Annotated in this window: 16 protein-coding genes; 9 read left to right on the top strand and 7 right to left on the bottom strand. The window is 73.2% G+C overall.

What is annotated here, in order from left to right:
• Window positions 1-56: 56 nt before the first annotated feature.
• The gene (locus ACZ6W9_RS01925) at window positions 57-1,382 is read left to right on the top strand and encodes a PTS transporter subunit EIIC (protein WP_389958844.1); all 1,326 of its coding nucleotides are present in this window, start codon (window positions 57-59) and stop codon (window positions 1,380-1,382) included.
• 384 nt (window positions 1,383-1,766) lie between these two features.
• Window positions 1,767-2,342, top strand: a complete 576-nt coding sequence (locus tag ACZ6W9_RS01920; protein ID WP_470116560.1) for an Rv3235 family protein — start codon at window positions 1,767-1,769, stop codon at window positions 2,340-2,342.
• Between the two features lie 88 nt (window positions 2,343-2,430).
• Here ACZ6W9_RS01920 and secA read toward each other — a convergent pair whose 3' ends face one another.
• Window positions 2,431-5,232, bottom strand: coding sequence for a preprotein translocase subunit SecA (secA, locus tag ACZ6W9_RS01915; RefSeq protein WP_389958838.1), 2,802 nt, complete (start codon window positions 5,230-5,232; stop codon window positions 2,431-2,433).
• 270 nt (window positions 5,233-5,502) lie between these two features.
• Here secA and ACZ6W9_RS01910 point away from each other — a divergent pair, with 270 nt between their 5' ends.
• Window positions 5,503-5,790 (top strand): HGxxPAAW family protein, encoded by a 288-nt coding sequence (locus ACZ6W9_RS01910; RefSeq protein ID WP_389958835.1) that lies wholly within the window; start codon window positions 5,503-5,505, stop codon window positions 5,788-5,790.
• A 160-nt stretch (window positions 5,791-5,950) separates the two neighbouring features.
• Window positions 5,951-7,156: a winged helix-turn-helix domain-containing protein gene (locus ACZ6W9_RS01905; RefSeq protein WP_470116559.1), complete on the top strand. Its 1,206-nt coding sequence runs from the start codon at window positions 5,951-5,953 to the stop codon at window positions 7,154-7,156.
• Between the two features lie 165 nt (window positions 7,157-7,321).
• Here ACZ6W9_RS01905 and ACZ6W9_RS01900 read toward each other — a convergent pair whose 3' ends face one another.
• From ACZ6W9_RS01900 to mtrA, 6 genes are all read right to left on the bottom strand, one after another.
• Window positions 7,322-8,026, bottom strand: coding sequence for a response regulator (locus tag ACZ6W9_RS01900; protein WP_389958830.1), 705 nt, complete (start codon window positions 8,024-8,026; stop codon window positions 7,322-7,324).
• A gap of 93 nt (window positions 8,027-8,119) precedes the next feature.
• Window positions 8,120-8,815, bottom strand: coding sequence for a ribosome hibernation-promoting factor, HPF/YfiA family (gene hpf, locus ACZ6W9_RS01895; protein WP_362929169.1), 696 nt, complete (start codon window positions 8,813-8,815; stop codon window positions 8,120-8,122).
• Window positions 8,816-9,335: 520 nt separating this feature from the next.
• Complete coding sequence (locus tag ACZ6W9_RS01890) at window positions 9,336-10,040, bottom strand: ComF family protein (protein ID WP_389958826.1); 705 nt, start codon at window positions 10,038-10,040, stop codon at window positions 9,336-9,338.
• 235 nt (window positions 10,041-10,275) lie between these two features.
• A complete protein-coding gene (locus tag ACZ6W9_RS01885) occupies window positions 10,276-12,018 on the bottom strand; it encodes an LpqB family beta-propeller domain-containing protein (protein ID WP_389958822.1) in 1,743 nt (580 codons plus the stop codon).
• 82 nt (window positions 12,019-12,100) lie between these two features.
• Complete coding sequence (gene mtrB / locus ACZ6W9_RS01880; RefSeq protein WP_389958819.1) at window positions 12,101-13,834, bottom strand: MtrAB system histidine kinase MtrB; 1,734 nt, start codon at window positions 13,832-13,834, stop codon at window positions 12,101-12,103.
• A 31-nt stretch (window positions 13,835-13,865) separates the two neighbouring features.
• Window positions 13,866-14,543, bottom strand: a complete 678-nt coding sequence (mtrA, locus tag ACZ6W9_RS01875; protein WP_030509347.1) for an MtrAB system response regulator MtrA — start codon at window positions 14,541-14,543, stop codon at window positions 13,866-13,868.
• Window positions 14,544-14,897: 354 nt separating this feature from the next.
• On the opposite strand from mtrA, the gene ACZ6W9_RS01870 reads away from it, so the two are divergent.
• Genes ACZ6W9_RS01870 through ACZ6W9_RS01850 form a run of 5 tightly spaced genes read left to right on the top strand, consistent with a single transcriptional unit; the run spans window position 14,898 to window position 20,583 of the window.
• Window positions 14,898-16,202 carry a glycerophosphoryl diester phosphodiesterase membrane domain-containing protein gene (locus ACZ6W9_RS01870; RefSeq protein WP_389958814.1) on the top strand — a complete coding sequence of 435 codons (1,305 nt, stop codon included), beginning with the start codon at window positions 14,898-14,900 and terminating at the stop codon, window positions 16,200-16,202.
• Entirely contained in the window at window positions 16,187-16,879 is a 693-nt protein-coding gene (locus ACZ6W9_RS01865; RefSeq protein ID WP_470116558.1) for a DUF4129 domain-containing protein, read from the top strand. The genes ACZ6W9_RS01870 and ACZ6W9_RS01865 overlap by 16 nt, the downstream gene beginning before the upstream one ends.
• Window positions 16,876-18,132: a DUF4350 domain-containing protein gene (locus ACZ6W9_RS01860; protein WP_470116557.1), complete on the top strand. Its 1,257-nt coding sequence runs from the start codon at window positions 16,876-16,878 to the stop codon at window positions 18,130-18,132. The genes ACZ6W9_RS01865 and ACZ6W9_RS01860 overlap by 4 nt, the downstream gene beginning before the upstream one ends.
• Before the next feature lie 2 nt (window positions 18,133-18,134).
• A complete protein-coding gene (locus ACZ6W9_RS01855; protein ID WP_389958806.1) occupies window positions 18,135-19,127 on the top strand; it encodes an AAA family ATPase in 993 nt (330 codons plus the stop codon).
• Window positions 19,128-19,134: 7 nt separating this feature from the next.
• Window positions 19,135-20,583 (top strand): DUF58 domain-containing protein, encoded by a 1,449-nt coding sequence (locus tag ACZ6W9_RS01850; RefSeq protein WP_470116556.1) that lies wholly within the window; start codon window positions 19,135-19,137, stop codon window positions 20,581-20,583.
• Window positions 20,584-20,640 lie beyond the last annotated feature (57 nt).

Genomic DNA, 20,640 nt, shown 5'->3' with positions numbered 1-20,640 from the left:
GGCGGTCCGGCGGCCCGTCCCGCGCCCCGCGTCCCACGCGGTGAGGGAGGCGCGGGATGAGCGCGGCGGCGGAGCACCGGCCGTCGCCGTGGTCGTCGGCGTGGTCGTCGGTCTTCGCGGTGCTCCAGCGGGTCGGGCGCTCGCTGATGATGCCGATCGCGGTGCTGCCCGCCGCCGGGCTCCTGCTCCGCTTCGGCCAGGACGACCTGCTCGGCCGTACCGACAATCCCGTCCTCGACCAGTTGGCCGGGGTGTTCGCGGCGGCGGGCGGCGCGCTGTTCGACAACCTGCCGCTGCTGTTCGCGATCGGCGTGGCGATCGGGTTCGCCCGCAAGGGCGACGGCTCGACCGCCCTGGCCGCGCTCGTCGGTTACCTCGTCTTCGACCGGGTCTCCCGGACGCTGTTCTTCGCCGCCCCGCAGGACTCGGCGGTCTACCGTAAGGTCGCGCTGACCGTCGTGGGGCCCGAGGGGCGGCCCGCGCCCGCGCTCGACCTGGGCGCCCAGAACCCCACCGGCGTCCTGGGCGGCATCGTCATCGGCATCGTCGCGGCCCTGCTCTGGCAGCGTTACTACCGCATCAAGCTCCCCGCCTGGCTCGCCTTCTTCGGCGGCAGGCGGTTCGTCCCGATCGTCACCGCCGTCGCCGCGCTGCTCCTCGGCGTGGTCTTCGGCCTGCTCTGGCGGCCGGTCGGCGACTGGCTGGCGTCCGCGGGCGACTGGCTCGCGCTGCACGGCCCGGTGGGCGCCGGCGTGTACGGCGTGGCGAACCGGCTGCTCATCCCGGTCGGCCTGCACCACTTCCTGAACACGATCGTCTGGTTCACCCTGCCGGAGTGCCGGGCGGGCGTCGACGGCGCGACCAGGAACGCCGCCGGCGACCTGAACTGCTACTTCGCCGGCCAGGACGGCGCCGGCATCTTCATGACCGGGTTCTTCCCGGTCATGATGTTCGGCCTGCTCGGCGCGGCCATCGCGATGTGGCGGGCGGCCCCGCCCGGCAAACGCGCGACCGTCGGCGGGATCATGCTGTCGGCCGGCCTCACCGCCTTCGTCACCGGCATCACCGAACCGCTGGAGTTCGCCTTCATCTTCGTCGCGCCCGTGCTGTTCGTGGTGCACGCGCTGCTCACCGGCCTGTCGATGGCCCTGATGGCCGAGCTGGACGCCCGCCTGGGGTTCACCTTCTCCGCGGGCGCCATCGACATGCTGCTGAACGCGGGCAAGTCCAACACCCACCGGCTCGTCCTGGTCATCGGCTTCGGGCTGGTCTACTTCGTCGTCTACTACCTGCTGTTCACCGTGCTGATCAGGAGGATGAACCTCGCCACGCCGGGGCGGGAACCGGACGAGGGCGCTCCCTCTGCGGAGTCCACCCCCTGAGGTCCCGCCGAACTCTGAGGTCCCGCCGAGCCCTGAGGTCCCGCCGGGGTCTTCCGAGGTCCCGCCGGGCCTTGTGAGGGGCGTTCCGGACGTCCGCCGGACATCGCGAGCCGTCCCGGAACCCGTCCCGCCCGGCCGGGGACCGCACCAGGTCGACGTGGCCTTCCTCTCCTACCGGGACGAACCGGCACGGCCGAGTGGAAAGTTGGCGGCGGCGGTATCTGGACGGGTGGCCGGAAACTCCTGAACGCGTCAGGTAAGCCGACGACGATCGGAGCCCCCATGCCGCGTCCTCCACACCCTCCGGGCCTGCCGGTCCCTCCACGCCCGCAGCGTTCCCTCCGTTCGCCACGCCCGCCGCGCCTCTCCCGTCCGCCGCGTCCCGTGCCGCTCCCCCGGCTCGCGCCGCACCCCTCGGCGGAGCCGCCCTACGACGACGAACACCCGCCGCCGCCCGGCCCGCCGTACGTTCAAGGCGCCCTCGCGCTGGCCGGCGAGCCCGCGCCGGCCGGAGTCCCGGAGCCCGAGCCGACCCGGGCCCGCGAAACCGGACCGGCCCGGACCAGGGAGCCCGGGCCGGTCCGGGTCCGGGAGCCCCGGCCCGCCGGGCGCGGTGACCGTCTGCCGCCGGTGTGGGGGGAGCCGGGCCCGGTCCCCGACGGGCGGCGGCTGCGCGCCCTGGGCCAGGCCGTCGCCGAGGCCCTGTCCGGGCGCCGGCCGACGGCGAGCCTGTCCGCCCACATGACCGTCCGGGCCCACGCCGAGCTGGTCCGAGCCGGGAAGGTCATCGGAGGCGCCCGGCCGCCGCTGGTCGGCACCCCGCACGTGTCCCAGCCCGAGGACGGGGTGGTGGAGATGTGCGTCCTGGTGCACTGCGGCGACCGGCCTCGCGTCCTGGCGCTGCGCCTGGAACGGCGGGGGGCGCGGTGGTTGTGCACCGACGTGGAGACCACCCCCTGAAAAGCCCCGGAAGCCCTCGAAGCCCTGGAAAGCCCGAAAAGGGGCCCGCACGTCGGCCGTGCGAGCCCCTTTTCGGGTGTGTGGCGGGTCAGGCCTGGACGTTCCTCGGGTCGCCGTGGCAGCGCTTGTACTTCTTGCCCGAGCCGCAGGGGCAGGGGGCGTTGCGCTCCACGTCGCCGTAGGCGTCACGCTCGGCCTTCGTGCTCACGCGGGTGTGCTCGATCTCGCCGCTCTCACCGGGCGCGGAGTATTCGAGCTCGGAGGGACGCTCCGGGCCGCGCAGCCCTCGGGCGATGATCGAACGGGTCTCGGCGATCGCCGAGTCCTCGTGCGCGTGGTCGTGCTCCTCGACGATCGGGTTGGTCTGCACCTCGACCTCGAGGTTGAACAGGTACCCGACCGACTCCTCCTTGATGCCCTCCAGCATCGCGGAGAACATCTCGAAGCCCTCGCGCTGGTACTCGATCAGCGGGTCGCGCTGCGCCATCGCGCGCAGGCCGATGCCCTCCTGGAGGTAGTCCATCTCGTAGAGGTGCTCGCGCCACTTACGGTCGAGGACCGACAGGATGACGCGGCGCTCCAGCTCCCGCATCGCCTCGGAGCCCAGCTCCTCCTCGCGGCGGTCGTAGGCGGCCAGCGCGTCGGCCTTGATCTTCTCGGAGAGCACCTCGGCGGTGAGCTCCTCGCGGCTGCCGGCCTCCTCGACGACGTCGTCGACGGTGAGGGTGATCGGGTAGAGCTGGCCCAGCGCCTTCCACAGCTTGTCGAGGTCCCACTCCTCGGCGAAGCCCTCGGCGGTGGCGCCCGTGACGTAGCCGTCGACGACGTCGCCGACGAAGCCGCGGATCTGCTCGTGCAGGTCGGCGCCCTCCAGCACCCGGCGACGCTCGGCGTAGATCACCTTGCGCTGCCGGTTCATGACCTCGTCGTACTTCAGAACGTTCTTACGGATCTCGAAGTTCTGCTGCTCGACCTGGTGCTGGGCGGAGGCGATGGCCTTCGACACCATGCCGGACTCGATCGGCACGTCGTCCGGGATGTTGAGCCGCGTCATGATCATCTCGACCCGGGCCGAGTTGAACAGGCGCATGAGGTCGTCCTCGAGGGAGAGGTAGAACCGCGACTCGCCCGGGTCGCCCTGACGGCCGGACCGGCCGCGGAGCTGGTTGTCGATGCGCCGCGACTCGTGGCGCTCGGTGCCCAGGACGTACAGGCCGCCGAGCTCGGTGACCTCGTCGTGCTCCGCCGCCACGGCGGCCTTGGCCTTCTCCAGCGCCTCGGGCCAGGCCTTCTCGTACTCCTCCGGGGTCTCGACCGGGTCGAGGCCGCGGTTCCGCAGCTCCAGGTCGGCGCGGAAGTCGGGGTTGCCGCCGAGCATGATGTCGGTGCCTCGACCGGCCATGTTGGTGGCGACGGTCACGGAGTTCTTGCGGCCGGCCTCGGCGATGATCGCCGCCTCACGCGCGTGGTTCTTGGCGTTGAGGACCTCGTGCTGGACGCCCCGGCGCTTGAGCTCCTTCGAGAGCCGCTCGGACTTCTCCACGCTGGTGGTGCCGACCAGGACCGGCTGGCCCCGGTCGTAGCGCTCCTTGATGTCCTCGACGCAGGCGAGGAACTTGGCGTCCTCGGTCTTGTAGACCACGTCGGCCTGGTCCTTGCGGATCATCGGCCGGTTCGTCGGGATCGGGACGACGCCGAGCTTGTAGGTCTGGTGGAACTCGTTGGCCTCGGTCGCCGCGGTGCCGGTCATGCCGGACAGCGTGGTGTAGAGGCGGAAGTAGTTCTGCAGCGTGATCGTGGCGAGAGTCTGGTTCTCGTCCTTGATCTTGACGCCTTCCTTCGCCTCGATGGCCTGGTGCATGCCCTCGTTGTAGCGGCGGCCGTGCAGGACGCGACCGGTGAACTCGTCGACGATCAGGACCTCGCCCTCGACGACGATGTAGTCCTTGTCCTTCTTGTAGAGCTCCTTGGCCTTCAGCGCGTTGTTGAGGAAGCCGACCAGGTGGGTGTGCTCGGGCTTGTAGAGGTTGTCGATGCCGAGCCAGTCCTCGACCTTCTCCACGCCGGACTCGAAGATGCCGACGGTGCGCTTCTTCTCGTCGACGGCGTAGTCGCCGGTGCTCTCCTCGCCGTCCTTGCCCTCGGTGCCGCGGCGGAGCCGGGGCGCGATCTTGGCGAACTCGGCGTACCACTTGCCGGACTGCTCGCCGGGGCCGGAGATGATCAGCGGCGTGCGGGCCTCGTCGATGAGGATCGAGTCCACCTCGTCGACGATGCCGAAGTTGTGGCCGCGCTGGACGCACTCCTCCAGCGACCAGGCCATGTTGTCGCGCAGGTAGTCGAAGCCGAACTCGTTGTTCGTGCCGTAGGTGATGTCGGCGTTGTACTGCCTGCGACGCTCCTCCGGCGCCATGTTCGCCAGGATCACGCCGACTTCCAGGCCGAGGAAGCGATGGATGCGGCCCATCTCGTCGGCGTCGCGCTTGGCGAGGTAGTCGTTGACCGTGATGACGTGCACGCCCTTGCCGGAGATGGCGTTGAGGTAGGCGGGGAGCGTACAGGTCAGGGTCTTGCCCTCACCGGTGCGCATCTCGGAGATGTTGCCCATGTGCAGGTTGGCCCCGCCCATGATCTGCACGTCGAAGTGGCGCTTGCCCAGCACACGCCGGGAGGCCTCGCGGACGGTGGCGAAGGCTTCGGGAAGCAGATCGTCGAGGGACTCGCCGTCGGCGTGGCGCTGCTTGTACTCGTCGGTGAGCGCGCGCAGCTCGGCGTCGGTCAGGCTCGTGAAGTCGTCCTCGATGGAGTTGACCTGGTCGGCGATCCGCTTGAGCTTACGCAGAAGCTTGCCTTCGCCTGCGCGAAGAATCTTGTCGAGAAAGGCTGGCACTTTAGGTAAGGCTCCTCGCAGGTCTTCCGGACCGGACGGGCCCGGATGAGGACGAGACATGGTTCTCCGCAGCCATCGTAGGCGGTTCCGCCACCCGGCACAGCCATCCTCGGCGACGCCTTCCACGACCGCGGGGTCCATCGCGTCCCGTGTATCAGGACTACTTCCCAGACTAAAGGGTATGCCGATTGCCCCACGCGCACGATGACGGCCGGTGCCGTACGGGCGCGTCGCCCCCTCGGGTCACCCCCCTCGGAAGGAGACGCCGCCATGCCGGACGGCGCACCTGGCCCCCCTCATTCCGACCACGGCGCGGGCCACGGCGGCAGGGCCTCGTCCTGGCTCGCCGTGACCGTGCTCATCCTGGGTTTCGCCGCCGCAGGGATCGGCCTGTGCCGCGGTCCCGACTGGTTGCTGCTCTGGGCCGGCACGGCCGTCTGCGTCATCGGCGGGGTCCTCATCGTGGCGTTCGGCGCGTTCCGGGACGTCTCGGTCGAGGTCCCGCGCGAGTTCCCGGACGCCCGGACCGGCCGCGCCGCCCCGGGTCCGCGCGGCTGACCGGCCCGCCACACCCTTCTGCCCCGGTTCACCCGGCCGGCCTGCCCGCCTTCTCACGCCCATGCGCACAGCGACGCCGACCGGCCCCGCACCCGGGCCCGCTAACCGGCATACCGTTTTCGTCGGTGTGGGGCGCTAGTCTCGGCGTCATGCTGACGCGATGCCTGCCCCGGGGCCGCTCATGACGGTCACGCTCTCCGCCGACGAGGCCCGCCGTATCATCCTGCGCGCCCAGGGTTTCCTCGGCGCCGACGCCCGCCGCGGCGGCGTCCCCGCCGTGCTGCGCCGGCTGGGCGCCGTCCAGCTCGACACGATCTCCGTCCTGGCCCGCTCCCACGAGCTCGTCGCCTACTCCCGTCTCGGCGCCGTCGGCCGGGCGAAGGTCGAGCGCGCCTACTGGAACGACCCGGCCCGCGCGTTCGAGTACTGGTGCCACGCCGCGTGCGTGCTGCCGATCGGCGACTGGCCCCTTTACGCCTTCCGCCGCCGGTACTACGCGGCCAGGAAGTACCGCTGGCACGAGGTGCCGCCGACTGTCGACAAGGTGTTGCACCAGGTGCGGGAGAACGGCCCGGTCACCACCGCCGACCTCGGCGGCGCCAAGAACGGCGGCCCCTGGTGGGACTGGTCGGACGCGAAGATCGCCATCGAGTGGCTGCTCGACACCGGGCAGGTCGTCTGCGCCCGCCGCGTCGGATGGCGGCGGGTCTACGACCTGACCGAGCGGGCCGTCCCCGCCCACCTGCTGGCCGAGGACCTCTCCGACGCCGAGTGCGTCACCCGCCTCACCCGGACCGCCGGGCGCGCCCTGGGCGTCGCCACCCGGGCCGACCTGGTCGACTTCCTCCGTCTCAAGGCGCCCGAGGCCGTGTTCCTGGACGGGGCCCTCGCCACCGGCGTCGCCGGGCTTGTCCCGGTGCGGGTCTCCGGCTGGCCCGACCGCGCGGCGGACGCCTGGGCCGACCCGGCGGCGCTGGAGAGCGAGCCGCGGGGACGGCACCGCACCACCCTGTTGTCGCCGTTCGACTCCCTCGTCTGGGACCGCCCCCGCACCTCGCGCGTCTTCGGCTTCGACCACCGGCTGGAGGCGTACGTCCCGAAGGACAAGCGGGTCCACGGCTACTTCACGATGCCGGTCCTGGCCGGCGGCCGCCTGATCGGCCGGGTGGACCCGGCGCGGGAGGGCACCACCCTGGTCGCCCGGCAGGTCGGCCTCGAACCCCGTGCGGGCCGCGGAGCCGTCGAGGCGCTGGCGGGGGCCCTCGCGGAGGCGGCGGCCTGGGTCGGCTGCGACGCCGTACGCGTCGAGCGGGCCGATCCGGCCGTGACCGTCGCGCTGTCCGCGGCGCTCGACGAGGCGCTCTGACCACCGGGATCACGCCGGGCCGGCCTACGGCGGGCTCGGAGCACACCGCCGAGGACCACCGGTACCACCCGGCCCGGCCCGCGGCGGGCTCGGGGCGCACCGCCGGGCACCGCGGAGACCACGCCGGACGGGCCCCGTGAGGAAGGGCTCACGGGGCCCCGCCGGTCAGGTGATCTCGAGCATCCGCTCGCGGACCGCGTAGACCACCGCTTCCATCCGGGAGTGGAGCTGGAGCTTGTCCAGGATGTTGCGGACGTGGTTCTTCACGGTGTTCTCGGCGATGAACAGCTGCTTGGCGATCTCGCGGTTGTTCATTCCCTTCGCGACGAGGCGCAGCACCTCCATCTCGCGGTCCGTCAGGCGCGGGACCGGGAGCTGGGGAGGCCGCTCGGCCTCCTTGCGGCTCATGTTCGCGAACTCGGTGATGAGCTTGGCGGCCATCGCCGGGTTGATCAGCGACTGCCCTTCGTGGACGCCGCGGACGGCCTCGGGCACCTCGTCGAGCTGCACGTTCTTCAGCAGGTAGCCGGTGGCCCCCGCCTTGATCGCCTCGAAGAGGTCCTCCTCCTCGTCGCTCACCGTCAGCATGATGATCCGCGTGCTCGGCACCGAGGCCTTGATCTCGCGTGTGGCCTCGATGCCGCTCCGGCGGGGCATCCGTACGTCCATGAGCATGACGTCAGGGGTGAGGCGGTCGGCGAACTCGACCGCCTCCTGCCCGTCGCTCGCCTCGCCGACCACCTCGATGTCCGTCTCCGTGGACAGCGCCATCTCCAGACTGCGGCGGATCAACGCGTGATCGTCGACGATCAGCACGCGGATCGGGTCACCGCTCCTGGCAGGGCGGGTCGTCTCATCGGATTCCGTCACGCCTCCTCCTCGGGGGGCCAGAGCCGTTGGACCGCCATGATTACACGGTTTCAGGTCCTCGGGGTGGTCGGAGAGGATCTTCGTCCGGGTTCGTCAGGGTTCGACGAGCCGCAACACTCCGTAGTTGTAGCCTCGCCGACGGTAGACGACGCTCGGCAGGCCGCTCTCCTTGTCACGGAAGAGGTAGAAGTCGTGGCCGACCAGCTCCATCTCCAGCAGCGCCTGGTCGATGGTCATCGGATCGGCTTTGTGGGTCTTCTCCCGGACCACCAGCGGCCCGTCGCCGTCCATCTGGATGGGGACGATCGCGCTGTCCTCGGAGAGGTCGTCGGCCTCCGCGGACGGCCCGGGCTCGAAGCGGTACTCGTCGCCGCCGCCGCCGACGGTCGCGGGCTCGACGCGGACCCCGGCGGGGTCGATCTCGAAGGACTCCGCGAGCGCGCCGGCGGTCAGCTCGGCCACCGAGGGGGGACAGTGGTTGCCGTAGTGGACCTTGCGCCGGTCGGCGAGGCGCCGGAGCCTGCCTTCGAGCTTTCCGAGTGCGATGTCGAGGGCTGAGAAACGGTCGTCGGCCGAGGCCTCCGCACGGATGGCGGGACCCCGGGAGTGGATGGTGAGCTCGACCCGCTCTCGCTGGCCGCTGATGCGCGGGTTCGTCTCCTTCGACACCTCCACATCGATCCGGATCAGTTTGTTGTCCAGACGCTCGATCTTGGCCAGCTTGGCGCTCACGTGGTCTCGGAACCGGTCACTCACTCCCGTGTGCCGACCCTTGACGATGATGTCCATGCACAGCCCCCCTTCGAAACCTCGACGGTGTTGGAGCGGCGGCACCCACCCGGCCGACCTGGTCTTCGTCCCCACATCCGCCTGCTGAGGGTCTCGCAGCTCTCTGCCACTACTGCCCTTCTCTTCTGGCGAGGAACATCTGGCTCCCCGGGAAGGCAGGACTTACCTCTAAGCCGCACCGTGATCGATCGACGAGAAGTCGTCTTACGTGGACCGTTTAGCCTGCGGCTGGCATCGGCTAGCCGGGCCGACCCCTTCGCGGGGGCCGGTCCGGCGCAACCACGGACCCGGGCGGGTGCCATGTTCAGACGCTATCCGCATCGCGGCCGAATGTCAGCTTGGCCCCGCCTTTGCCGGTCACTTTGCGTCATCTTCACCGCGCGGCCGAGGGGGGAGGGCGGCCGTTTCCCCGGCGCGGCCGCGGCGCGCGCCCGCTTCTCAGGGGACCGGGCGGATCGGACGGAGCCGATCCGGACAGGGGGACGCCGGCACCGGACGAGACCGTTTTCCGGCCGTTACATTACGTACGGTGATCGTTCCGGAATCCGCTCTCCCGGCGTGTCGCGGCGACCGTGGCGGCCAGCGGGACCTCCGTGCCCGCCTCGCGCAGCGCCCGGGCCGCCTCGGCGAGCGTCGCACCGGTGGTGAGGACGTCGTCCACCAGCACGACGGCCCCTCGCCCGGCCCAGAAGCCGAGCCGCGCGCGGTTGTGGCCTCCGGCGACCCGGAACGCCCCGCCGAGGTTCTCGGCCCGCCTGCGGGCGCTCAGGCCCGCCTGGTCGGCGACCCGGCGGCGCTGGGTGAGGACCCGGGCGACGGTCGCCGGCCACCCGGCGGCGCGGAGATATCCGGCGGCCAGCTCGGCGAGCCCGGCCACCGGGTCGTGCCCGCGCCGCCGCAGCGCGGGCCGGGCGCTGGGCACCGGGACCAGGATGACGGGCCGCTCGCCCGCCGCCGCGGCCACCGTCAGCGCCAGGGCGCCGGCCAGCGGGTGGGCGAGAGCCGTACGGCCGCGCTCCTTGTAGGCGAGGATCGCCCGCCGCGGGCCGCCGGCGTATTCGGCCGCCGACCAGCACTCGGGCAGGCCGGACGGGCGGGGATTGGGCATCCGGCGCGCGGGCTCGCCGTGCAGCTCCGCCGTACAGCGGGGGCAGACGAGGGCGCCCGGGGCGTCGCACCCGGCGCAGCGCGGCGGCAGGACCAGATCGAGCAGAGCGGTCGACACGTGCCCACGGTTTCACGCGCCACCGACAAAAACGCCCGTGAGCCCGCGCACGCGGCTCCCCGGCACGGCCCGCGCCATCGGCGGAACGCCGGCGCGGCTCCCCGGCACGGCTCACGCCTCCGGCCGAACCACCCGGCACGGCTCACGCCTCCGGCCGAACCACCCGGCACGGCTCACGCCTCCGGCCGGACCACCCGGCACGGCCCGCGTCTCCGGCGGAGCGCCGTGCCGCGGCTCAGCCCAGCGGGTAGGCGGGGTAGGCGGGACCGTCCTTGGTGAAGGAGGCGGAGCCGTTCTCGTTCTTGACCACGGCCTCCCACTGGGCCGAGTTGCGGTTCCAGGAGAGCAGCTGCCAGTTGCCGTCGTCGTCCTTCGCCCCGGCCAGCAGGGAGCCGTTCAGCGCGGTGATGCTCTGGATCTGCGGGTTGGACGGCAGTTGCTTGGGCTCGGCGACGACGGACGCCTCCAGCAGCTCGGACTTGCCGGTGAGGACGTAGAGGGTCGCGCCGTCCTTCCAGGCGATGTCCTTGATGGTCTGGTTCGGCTCGACGTTCACCACCGGGTGCAGATTCGTGATCTTGGTGGCGGCCCCCTGGCCGATGACCGTGCCGATCTTCACCTCCTCCTCGGTGCCGCTCCGCACCACCGCCGCGACGTGCACCCCGTCCCGGGCGACCCGGAGCGCCTTGACGTAGACCGTCTCCAGGTCGGGGGCGGAGACGGCGTACTGCTTCCGGCCGTCGTGCCGCAGCACCTTCGAGGTGTGGTCGTCGGGCCGGTCGACGGTCCACAGGGTGTGGTAGCGGTCCCAGGAGGGCGGGGTCAGGGAGGTGCCGGAGATCCAGGGCCGCCACTGGCCGCCGGGGTTCATCGGGGCGACCGCGACCTCCCGGTCGCCGGACGACAACGCCGCCACCTGCCACTGGTCGCTGATCGCCGGACGGGTGCGGGAGCCGTCCTTCCCCCCCGCCTGGCCGGGCACCGGCTGGCCGACGTTGTCCCGGCCCAGCGTGCGCAGCGCGCCGTCGGCGAGGAAGTAGGGGTGGATGTCGCCGGGGGTCATCCAGGCGTCGAAGTCGATGTGCTCCTGGGCGTCGATCGGCAGCAGGCTGTCGGAGTAGTACGGCTCGCCCTTCACCCGGACCTCGAAGTCCCAGCCGCCCTTGGTCAGCTCGGCGAGCGTCCCGGCGATCTGGGCCGACATCGGGCCGATCAGGTCGGAGTCGACCGGCTTGGACAGGTCGATGACCACGCGGTCGTCCTGGGTGTCGACGCCGAGGAGCTGCGTGTCGGGTTCGAAGGCGGTGTTCACCGCGCCCTTGAGCAGGCTGCTCGGCCCCTTCAGCAGCCTCTGGACGATCGTCTTGGCGAAGTTGGCGGTGGGGTCGATCGGCACGCGTACCTGGTCGACCACCAGTCCCTTCCACGCCGAGTCCAGGAAGTACAGGTCCGCCTTGAGGTAGGCGCGCTCGACGTCGGCCTCCGACAGCAGCAGCCCGTCGGGCGCCGCGTTGATCCGCCACCCGTTCGGCCCCTTGACCAGGCTGAACGGCTCGTTCAGCGGGCCGCCGGTCGGCCGGTAGCGGCCGTCCTGGTCGATGATCGCGGTGAGGGTCCCCTTCAGGACGACCCGGGCCGTCCCGTCGCCCTGCTCCGGCGGGGGCTGGACCTCGCCCTGCTTGTAGACCGTCACCCCGCTCTGCGGCTTCCACTTCCCGGCGAAGTCGTCGGTGAGGTACCTGCGCGCGATGCCGCGGTCGCGGTCGTCGACGCTGGCCATCGCGGCGCGGAACCCGGCGACGACCTGCTCGGGCGTCCAGCCGGCCTCCGGCGGCACGGCGATGACCCGCGCGTACGGGTCGCCCAGCGGGTTGCCCTTGCGCACGTCGTCCACGACGGCCGACCGGCCCCCGACCGGGATGACCGAACAGGCGGCGGACATCCAGCCCAGCGCCAGTACCAGGCCCACCACGCCCACGCGCCGCCCGGTACGGGCCGGCCGCCGGCCGCCCGCCGCCCGCCCGGGGGGCGCGGGCCGTTCCGTCTCCCGGAACGGCGTCTCAGTCCGCATCGCGTCCCCCGTCGGCCGTCGCCGGCGACAGCACCGGCGTCATGTGCGCCCGCCACGTCCGGCGCATCTCCACCTCCGGCGGGACCAGCGGCAGCGGCGACCCGCGCAGCGGCGACCCGGCCGTCCTGGGCAGCGACAGCCGGAACTGCGAACCCTCCCCCGGCGAGCCCCACGCCTGGAGCCAGCCGCCGTGCAGCATCGCGTCCTCGCGGGAGATCGCCAGTCCCAGTCCGGTGCCGCCGATCGTGCGCGCCCGCGAGGGGTCGGCCCGCCAGAACCGGTCGAAGACCATGTTCTCCTCGCCCGGCTTCAGGCCCACGCCGTGGTCGCGCACGGCCACCGCCACCGCGTCGCGGTCGGCGCCGACCGTGACGATGATGTCGCGGCCCTCGCCGTGCTCGATCGCGTTGAACAGCAGGTTGCGCAGGACACGCTCGATCCGCCGGCTGTCCATCTCGGCCATGCAGGGCTCGCCGGGCAGCCGCAGGTCGAAGCGGGTGGAGTGGCGTTCGGCCAGCGCCTCGGAGTCGGCGACGGCGCTCAGCACCACGTCTCTCACGTCGACGGGCTCGATGTCCAGCTCGGCCGCGCCCGCGTCGTAGCGGCTGATCTCCAGCAGGTCGGCGAGCATCGTCTCGAACCGGTTGAGCTGGTTCTGCATCAGCTCGGCCGACCGCGCGGCCATCGGGTCGAAGTCCTCCCGGGCGTCGTAGAGCAGGTCGGCGGCCATCCGCACGGTGGTCAGCGGGGTGCGCAGCTCGTGCGAGACGTCGGAGACGAACTGCCGCTGGACCTGCGACAGCTCCTCCAGCTGGTGGATCTTCAGCGCCAGGTTGGCGGCCATCTCGTTGAAGGAGGCGGCCAGCCGGGCCAGGTCGTCCTCGCCGCGGACCTTGAGCCGCTCGTCCAGGCGCCCGGCGGCCAGCCGCTCGGCGGCCTGGCGTGCCAGCCGTACCGGGGTGACCACCTGGCGGGTGACCAGCGAGGCGATGGCGGCCAGCAGGAGCACCAGGGCGACCCCGACCAGGATGAGCATCCGCAGGACCGAGGTGAGGGTCTTCTCCTCCTGGTCCAGCGGGACGAGGTGGTAGATCTCGTAGCCGCTGTCCAGGGGTGTGCCGGAGGTGTCCAGGCGGGTGCCGAGGATCATGCCGGGCCGCGAGTCGCCGCCCTCGTAGCGCAGCCTGCCGTAGTAGGTGGTGACCTCCTCGGGCTGCTTCTTCAGCACGTCGGCGCGGAGCCGCTCGGGGATGCTCACCGGGTCGATGTTGGTGGTGACGTAGAACTCGCCGGGCCGGTTGTCGTTGCGGATGACCACCGAGTAGCGGGGGACGGCGCCGGCCCGGCCCGCCAGCGCCACGATCGCCTGGCCGAGCGGGCTGTCCCCGCCCGCCTGGAGCGCCCCCGCCATGTCGGCCTGCTGCTTGGGAGTCTCACCGTCGGGCTGGTTCTTCAGGTAGCCCAGCACGGCCTTCCGGTCGGCCTGCGCCTCGCTCCTGGCCGCGCGCTCCCGGGACTCCAGCGTGGTCGCGACGATCTGCTGCATGAGGAAGACCCCCAGCACGGCGACCACCGCGATGGAGATCACCATCGTGCTGGTGACCACGCGGAGCTGGAGGGAACGCCAGAAGACGCGGCGCACCCAGCCGGCCGCCCATCGGGCCCGGCGGCGGAGGCCCCGCGCCACCCGGCGCGGGGTGCGGAGGCGCTTACTGGAGGGCATGTCGGGATCCCGGGGAGGCCGCGACGGGTCTTCAGGCGGGTCCGGCCTTGTAGCCCACCCCGCGGACCGTCACCACGATCTCAGGGTGCTCGGGGTCCTTCTCGATCTTCGCCCGGAGCCGCTGGACGTGCACGTTGACCAGGCGGGTGTCGGCCGCGTGGCGGTAGCCCCACACCTGCTCCAGCAGCACCTCGCGGGTGAAGACCTGACGCGGCTTGCGGGCCAGCGCGACGAGCAGGTCGAACTCGAGCGGCGTGAGATTGATCGTCTCCTCGCCGCGTTTGACCGAGTGTCCCGCCACGTCGATGGTGATGTCGCCGATCTGCAGTATCTCCGGCGTCGGCTCGTCGGTGCGGCGCAGCCGGGCGCGGACCCGGGCGACCAGCTCCTTGGGCTTGAACGGCTTGACGATGTAGTCGTCGGCGCCGGACTCCAGGCCGAGCACCACGTCGATGGTGTCGCTCTTGGCCGTCAGCATGACGATCGGCACGCCGGACTCGGCGCGGATGCGGCGGCAGACGTCGATGCCGTCGGCCCCCGGCAGCATCAGGTCGAGCAGGACGAGATCCGGCCGGGTGTCGCGGAAGGCGTCGAGCGCCTTGTCGCCGTCGGAAACGAAGGAGGGCTCGAAGCCTTCTCCCCGTAGGACGATGCCGAGCATCTCGGCGAGAGCGGCGTCGTCGTCGACGACCAGCACGCGTCCTTTCATGGCCCCTCATTCGTTACGCCGTCTGGGAGTTTTCGGGGGGAATGCACGGTTAACGCAGATTACCCTTGCCTGGCCAGTGGGTGACACCGGCACCGACGTCGAGCATTCGGAAGGCGAATTTTAGGCCCACGTACGGCAAAGCCTCGGCCCGGCCCCCGCGCCACCCTCCCCGTTCCCGGCGACCCCGGACGCCAAGCGGAGGTGGTGACCTTCCCAGTCTGGAGTAAAGAACCCGGTCTCGGCCATCCCTGCGGCGTCTCGGTCGTCCGCGATCCGGCCGATCCGGAGGCCGGAAACCCGGATCAGTCATCCCGCCCATCACAATCGGCACCCACGACATGCCAGGATTGGGATATGTCAGACGGTCACGATCCCGCTCCCGACACGCCCTCCGGCTGGGCGGCCCACCAGCCCCCGCCCTACCAGGGAGTCCCGGGATCGCCGTGGACCGCCCCCGGGCCGCCGCCCGCCTCCCCCGCCGGACCCGCCCAGGGCGGCCACCCGCCGTACGGCGGGCCGCCCCACCCCGGCGGGCCGTACGGCCCCGGCCCGGATGCCCCGCCGTACGGCCCGGGACCCCAGCCGCCGTACGGCAGGCACCCGCAGCCGGCCGCGCTGCGGCCCGGGATCATCCCGCTGCGCCCGCTCGGCCTCGGCGACATCCTCGACGGCGCGATCAAGCTGATCCGCTCCAACCCCAAGACCGTCCTGGGCCTCTCGGCGATCGCCGCGGTGCTCGGCGTGATCCCCACCGCCGTCGGCCAGGCGGTCGTCTTCGGCCAGATCGGCGCGGCCGTGAACGACCCCTCCGCGCTGGACGGCGTCGGGGAGAGCGGCTTCCTCGGCCAGTACGGCGACGTGCTGGTCTCCTACGCCGTGGAGTTCGTCGTGGTGACGCTGCTCACCGGCGTGCTGACCCGGATCCTGGGCCGGGCCGTCTTCGGCGGCCGGACGACCGCGGGCGAGGCGTGGCGGCTGTCCCGCGGCCGCATGCCCGCGCTGTTCGGGCTGGTGGCCCTCGAAGCGCTCCTCATGCTCGTGCCGGTGGTCCTGATCTCACTGGTGATCGTGGCGCTGGCGAACGCCGGGGCCGGAGCCGGGACGGCGGTCGCAGTGGGGGCGCTGGCGGTGCTCGGCTACATCGCCTACGCCGCGTTCGTCTCCACCCGCCTGGCGCTCGCCGCGCCCGCCGCGGTGCTGGAGCGGCGCGGGGCCCTCGACTCCATGCGCAGGTCGTGGCGGCTGGTGAACGGCGGCTTCTGGCGCACCCTCGGCATCCTGATCCTCACCAGGATCATCACGTTCCTGATCACCTTCGTGGTCGCCGTCCCCTTCACCTTCGGCGCCGCCCTCGTCAGCATCGGCGTGCCGGGCTCGACCGGCGCGCAGGTCGCCACGGCGGTCCTGATCGCGATCGGCGGCACCGTCGGCGCGATGATCACCTATCCGTTCCTGGCCGGGGTCAACGGCCTGCTCTACGCCGACCGGCGGATGCGGTCCGAGGCGTTCGACCTCGTCCTGCAGACCGCCGCGATCGAGCAGCGGCGCCAGGGCTGGGTGCACGCCACGGCCGACGACCTGTGGCTTCCCTCCGCCACGCCCGGCGCACCCGGCCCGCACCCGCAGGCCGGACAGGGAGCTTCGTGGCCCCACTCCTGACCCTCCTGAATCTCGGCACGCCGGTCGACGTCGGCCGTGACGAGGCCCGCCGCGAGGCGGCCCGCGAGCTGCTCCGGGCCGGGTACGCCAGGGAGTCGGCGTTCGACCGCGCCGTCCGGGCCGTGAACCAGTTCATCGGCGACCTCACCGACCAGGACTCCCTCGGGACCGTGGGAAGCGTGACCGTCCGGGTGGTGCTCGTCGCCCTCGTCGTCACCGCGGTCGTCGCGCTGGCCGTGGTCGCGCGGCGGACGGCCGGGGGCCGCGCCGCCCGCCGCGAGGAGGTCTTCGGCGACGGCCGGCGCACCGCGGCCGAGCACCGCGCCGCGGCCGAGCGGCTGGCCGCCGAGGGCCGCTGGGCCGAGGCGGTCCGCGAGCGGCTGCGGGCCGTCGCCCGTGATCTGGAGGACCGCGCGATCGTCGACCCCGTCCCGGGCCGCACCGCCGCCGAGCTGGCCGCCGAGGCCGGCCGCGCGCTGCCCGGCCTGGCCGCCGCCCTGGTCGCCGCGGCCCGGACCTTCGACGACGTGACGTACGGCGAGACCCCCGGCACCGCCGAGGCGTACGAGACGCTGCGCGACCTCGACGAGCGGCTCCGCGCGGCGCGCCCGGCGGACGCGGTCCCCGCCCCGGCGGACGCGGCCGGCGGCGCGGCCGCGTGGGGAGGGCCCCGATGAACGACCCCACGGGCACCACGGGCACCACCGGCACCATGGACACCGCCGGCGCCGCCGACGCACGGGCGGCGGACCCCGCGGACGCCGGCCTCGCCGCCGCCCCGGTGACCGGTTCGACGTCCGTCTCCCCCACCGCCGCGAGCCTGTGGCGCGGCGGCCGGGGCGTGCTCCTGGTCGCCCTCATCGTGGTGGCCGCCGCCGTCGCCGGCGTTCTCCTCGGCGGCACCGGCGGACCCGACCGGCGGCTCGACCCCGACGACACCTCGCTGTCCGGCGCGGGAGCCCTCGCCCGGCTGCTGGAGAGCCGTGGCGTGCGGATCGCCCGGGTCACCTCGGCCGCCGACGCGCGAGCCGCCGCGACCGCCGGCAGCACGCTGCTGGTCACCGACGCCTTCCCGCTCACCGCCGCGGACGCCTCGCGGCTGGCCGGGGCACCCGCCGACCTGCTGCTGGTCGGCGCCGGACGACGGCTGCGGACGCTCGCCCCCGGCCTGCTCGCCACCGGGGAGGCCCGGCCGCGCTCACGCGAGCCCCGCTGCGCACTGCCGGCCGCGGCCGCCGCGGGCAGCGCCCACCTGGGCGGGACGACCTTCTCCGTCCCCCGGGGCGGGACCGGCTGCTACCCCGCCGGGGACGACCCGACGCTGGTCGCCTACCGCGACGGAGACCGGACGATCACCGCGGTGGGCGACGGCGACTTCATGACCAACCTGCGCCTGGCGGAGGACGGAAACGCCGCGCTGGCGATGAACCTCGCCGGCGCCAGGCCCACGCTCGTCTGGCTGGTCCCGCCGCCCCCGGGGGAGGCGCCCGCGGCGTCAGGCGAGCAGGGCCTCTACGATCTCGTCCCGCCGGGCGTCAGATGGGCCGCGGCGCAGCTCGCGCTGGCGGTGGTGCTGCTGGCGCTCTGGCGGGGCCGGCGGCTCGGCCCGGTGGTGGCCGAACGCCTGCCCGTGGTGGTGCGGGCCGCCGAGACCGCGGAGGGCAGGGCCAGGCTGTACCGCGCCAGGCGGGCCCGTGACCGCGCCGCCGCCGCGCTGCGCGAGGGCTTCGCCGACCGCGTCGTCCCCCGGCTCGGGCTGCCGTCGGCGGCCGGGCCGGACGCCAGGGTGAGCGCGCTCGCCGGACGGACCGGGCAGCCGGCGCCGCAGGTGGCGTCCGCCCTGTACGGCCCGCCGCCGGCCGACGACGCCGGGCTGGTCGCCCTGGCCGCATATCTGGACATGTTGGAGAGGCAGGTCAGAGATTCGTGAACGTGCGTGACGAGCGAGCCGTTGATGCGAACGGCGGCGCGAACGGCGGCGCGGACGCCGCCCGGGAGGCGCTGGGGGCGCTGCGCGCCGAGGTCGCCAAGGGCGTCGTCGGCCAGGACGCCGTGGTCACCGGGCTGGTCATCGCCCTGCTCTGCCGGGGACACGTACTGCTCGAAGGGGTACCCGGGGTCGCCAAGACCCTGCTCGTGCGGACCCTCTCCGCGGCGCTGTCGCTGGATTTCAAGCGGGTGCAGTTCACCCCCGACCTGATGCCCGGCGACGTCACCGGCTCCCTGGTCTACGACGCGAAGACCTCGGAGTTCGAGTTCCGCCCCGGACCGGTCTTCACCAACCTGCTGCTCGCCGACGAGATCAACCGCACCCCGCCCAAGACGCAGGCGGCGCTGCTGGAGGCGATGGAGGAGCGGCAGGTCAGCGTGGACGGAGTGCCGCGCCACCTGCCCGATCCGTTCATCGTGGCCGCCACCCAGAACCCGGTGGAGTACGAGGGCACCTACCAGCTCCCCGAGGCGCAGCTCGACCGGTTCATGCTCAAGCTGACCGTGCCGCTGCCCTCCCGCGAGCAGGAGGTCGCGGTGCTGGAGCGGCACGCGCTCGGCTTCGACCCGCGCGACCTGTCACACATCAGGCCGGTGGCGACCGCCGCCGACCTGGAGGCCGGGCGCGCCGCGGTCCGCCAGGTGCACACCGGGCCCGAGGTCCTCGGCTACATCGTGGACATCGCCCGCGCCACCCGGCAGTCGCCGTCGCTGCAGCTCGGCGTCTCGCCGCGCGGCGCCACCGCGCTGCTGGCGGGCGCCCGAGCCTGGGCCTGGCTGTCCGGCCGCACCTACGTGACGCCGGACGACGTCAAGGCCCTGGCCCGGCCGGCCCTGCGGCACCGCGTCCAGCTCCGCCCCGAGGCCGAGCTGGAGGGCGCGTCCGCCGACGGCCTGATCGACGCCGTCCTCGCCGCCGTCCCCGTCCCCCGCTGAAGCGACGATGGCACTGACGGGACGGGCCGCCCTGCTGGCCCTGCTGGGCACGCTGGTCGTGCTGTTCGCGCCGCGGCCGGGACCGGCCGTGGCCGGGGTGGCGCTGCTGCTGGCCGCGCTGGTCGCGGTGGACCTGCTGCTGGCCGGGGGCGTGCGCCCGCTGCGGTTCACCCGCTCCGGCGACCGCCTGGTACGGCTCGGGGAGACCGCCACGGTCGACCTGGTCGTGGAGAACCCCGGCCGCCGCCGGGTCCGCGGCCTGCTCCGGGACGCCTGGCCGCCCTCGGCCGGAGCCGTCCCCCGGCACTTCGCGCTGGACGTCCCGGCCGGGGAGCGCCGCCGCCTCACGCTGACGCTCACCCCGGCCCGCCGGGGAGACCGGGAGGCCGCCGCCGTCACGGTGCGGTCGCTGGGCCCGCTGGGCATCGCGGCCCGCCAGGGCTCGCACCGGGTGCCGTGGTCGGTACGGGTGCTGCCGCCGTTCCTCAGTCGCAAGCACCTGCCCGCCAAGCTGACCAGGCTCAGGGAGCTGGAGGGCGCGCACCCGTCGATGGTCAGGGGCCAGGGCACCGAGTTCGACTCGCTGCGCGAGTACGTGCCCGGCGACGACGTGCGGTCGATCGACTGGCGGGCCACCGCCCGCCGCTCCGACGTCGTGGTGCGCACCTGGCGGCCCGAGCGCGACCGGCGGGTGCTGATCGTCCTGGACACCGGGCGCACCTCGGCCGGCCGGGTCGGCACCGCCCCGATCCCGCTCGCCGGTCAGGAGGACCGGTCCCCCGCGGGCCGCGGAGCCGGGCCCGGCGGGCTTTCGACCGGGCTTCCGGGCGGTCTTTCCGGCGGGCTTCCCGGTGGGCTTCCCGGTGGGCGGGGCGGCGTGTGGACCGCGCCGGGCTGGCCCCGGCTCGACTGGTCGATGGACGCGGCGCTGCTGCTGGCCGCACTGGCCTCCCGAGCCGGCGACCGGGTGGACTTCATGGCCCACGACCGCTCGGTGCGTGCCTGGGTGTCCGGGGCGGGTCGTACCGAGCTACTGTCGTCGCTGGTCAACGCGATGGCACCGATCGAGGCCGAGCTGGTCGAGGCCGACGCGGCCGGCATGGTCGCGGCCGTCCTGGCCCGTGCCAGGCGGCGCTGCCTGGTCGTCCTGCTGACCGACCTCAACGCCGCGTCACTGGAGGAGGGGCTGCTGCCCGTACTCCCCCAGCTGTCCTCCCGGCACCTGGTGCTGGTGGCCGCCGCGTCCGACCCGCAGGTCGCGGCGATGGCCGCCGGGCGTGGCACCCCCGAGCTGGTGTACGACGCGGCGGCGGCGGAACGCCAGGGCGCCGACCGGCGCCGCATCACCGCCCGCCTGCGCCGCCAGGGCGTCGAGGTCGTGGACGCCGCCCCCGAGCAACTCGCCCCCGCCCTCGCCGACGCCTACCTCGCCCTCAAGGCCGCCGGCCGCCTCTGACCCCCGTCCCGCCGGGCCCGATGGCCCCCGTCCCGCCGGACCGGATGACATGAAACG

It is taken from the genome of Streptosporangium sp. NPDC053982 (assembly GCF_055585205.1).
Note: the sequence above shows the minus strand (reverse complement) of the source record. Positions and strands in the feature narration are given on the sequence as shown.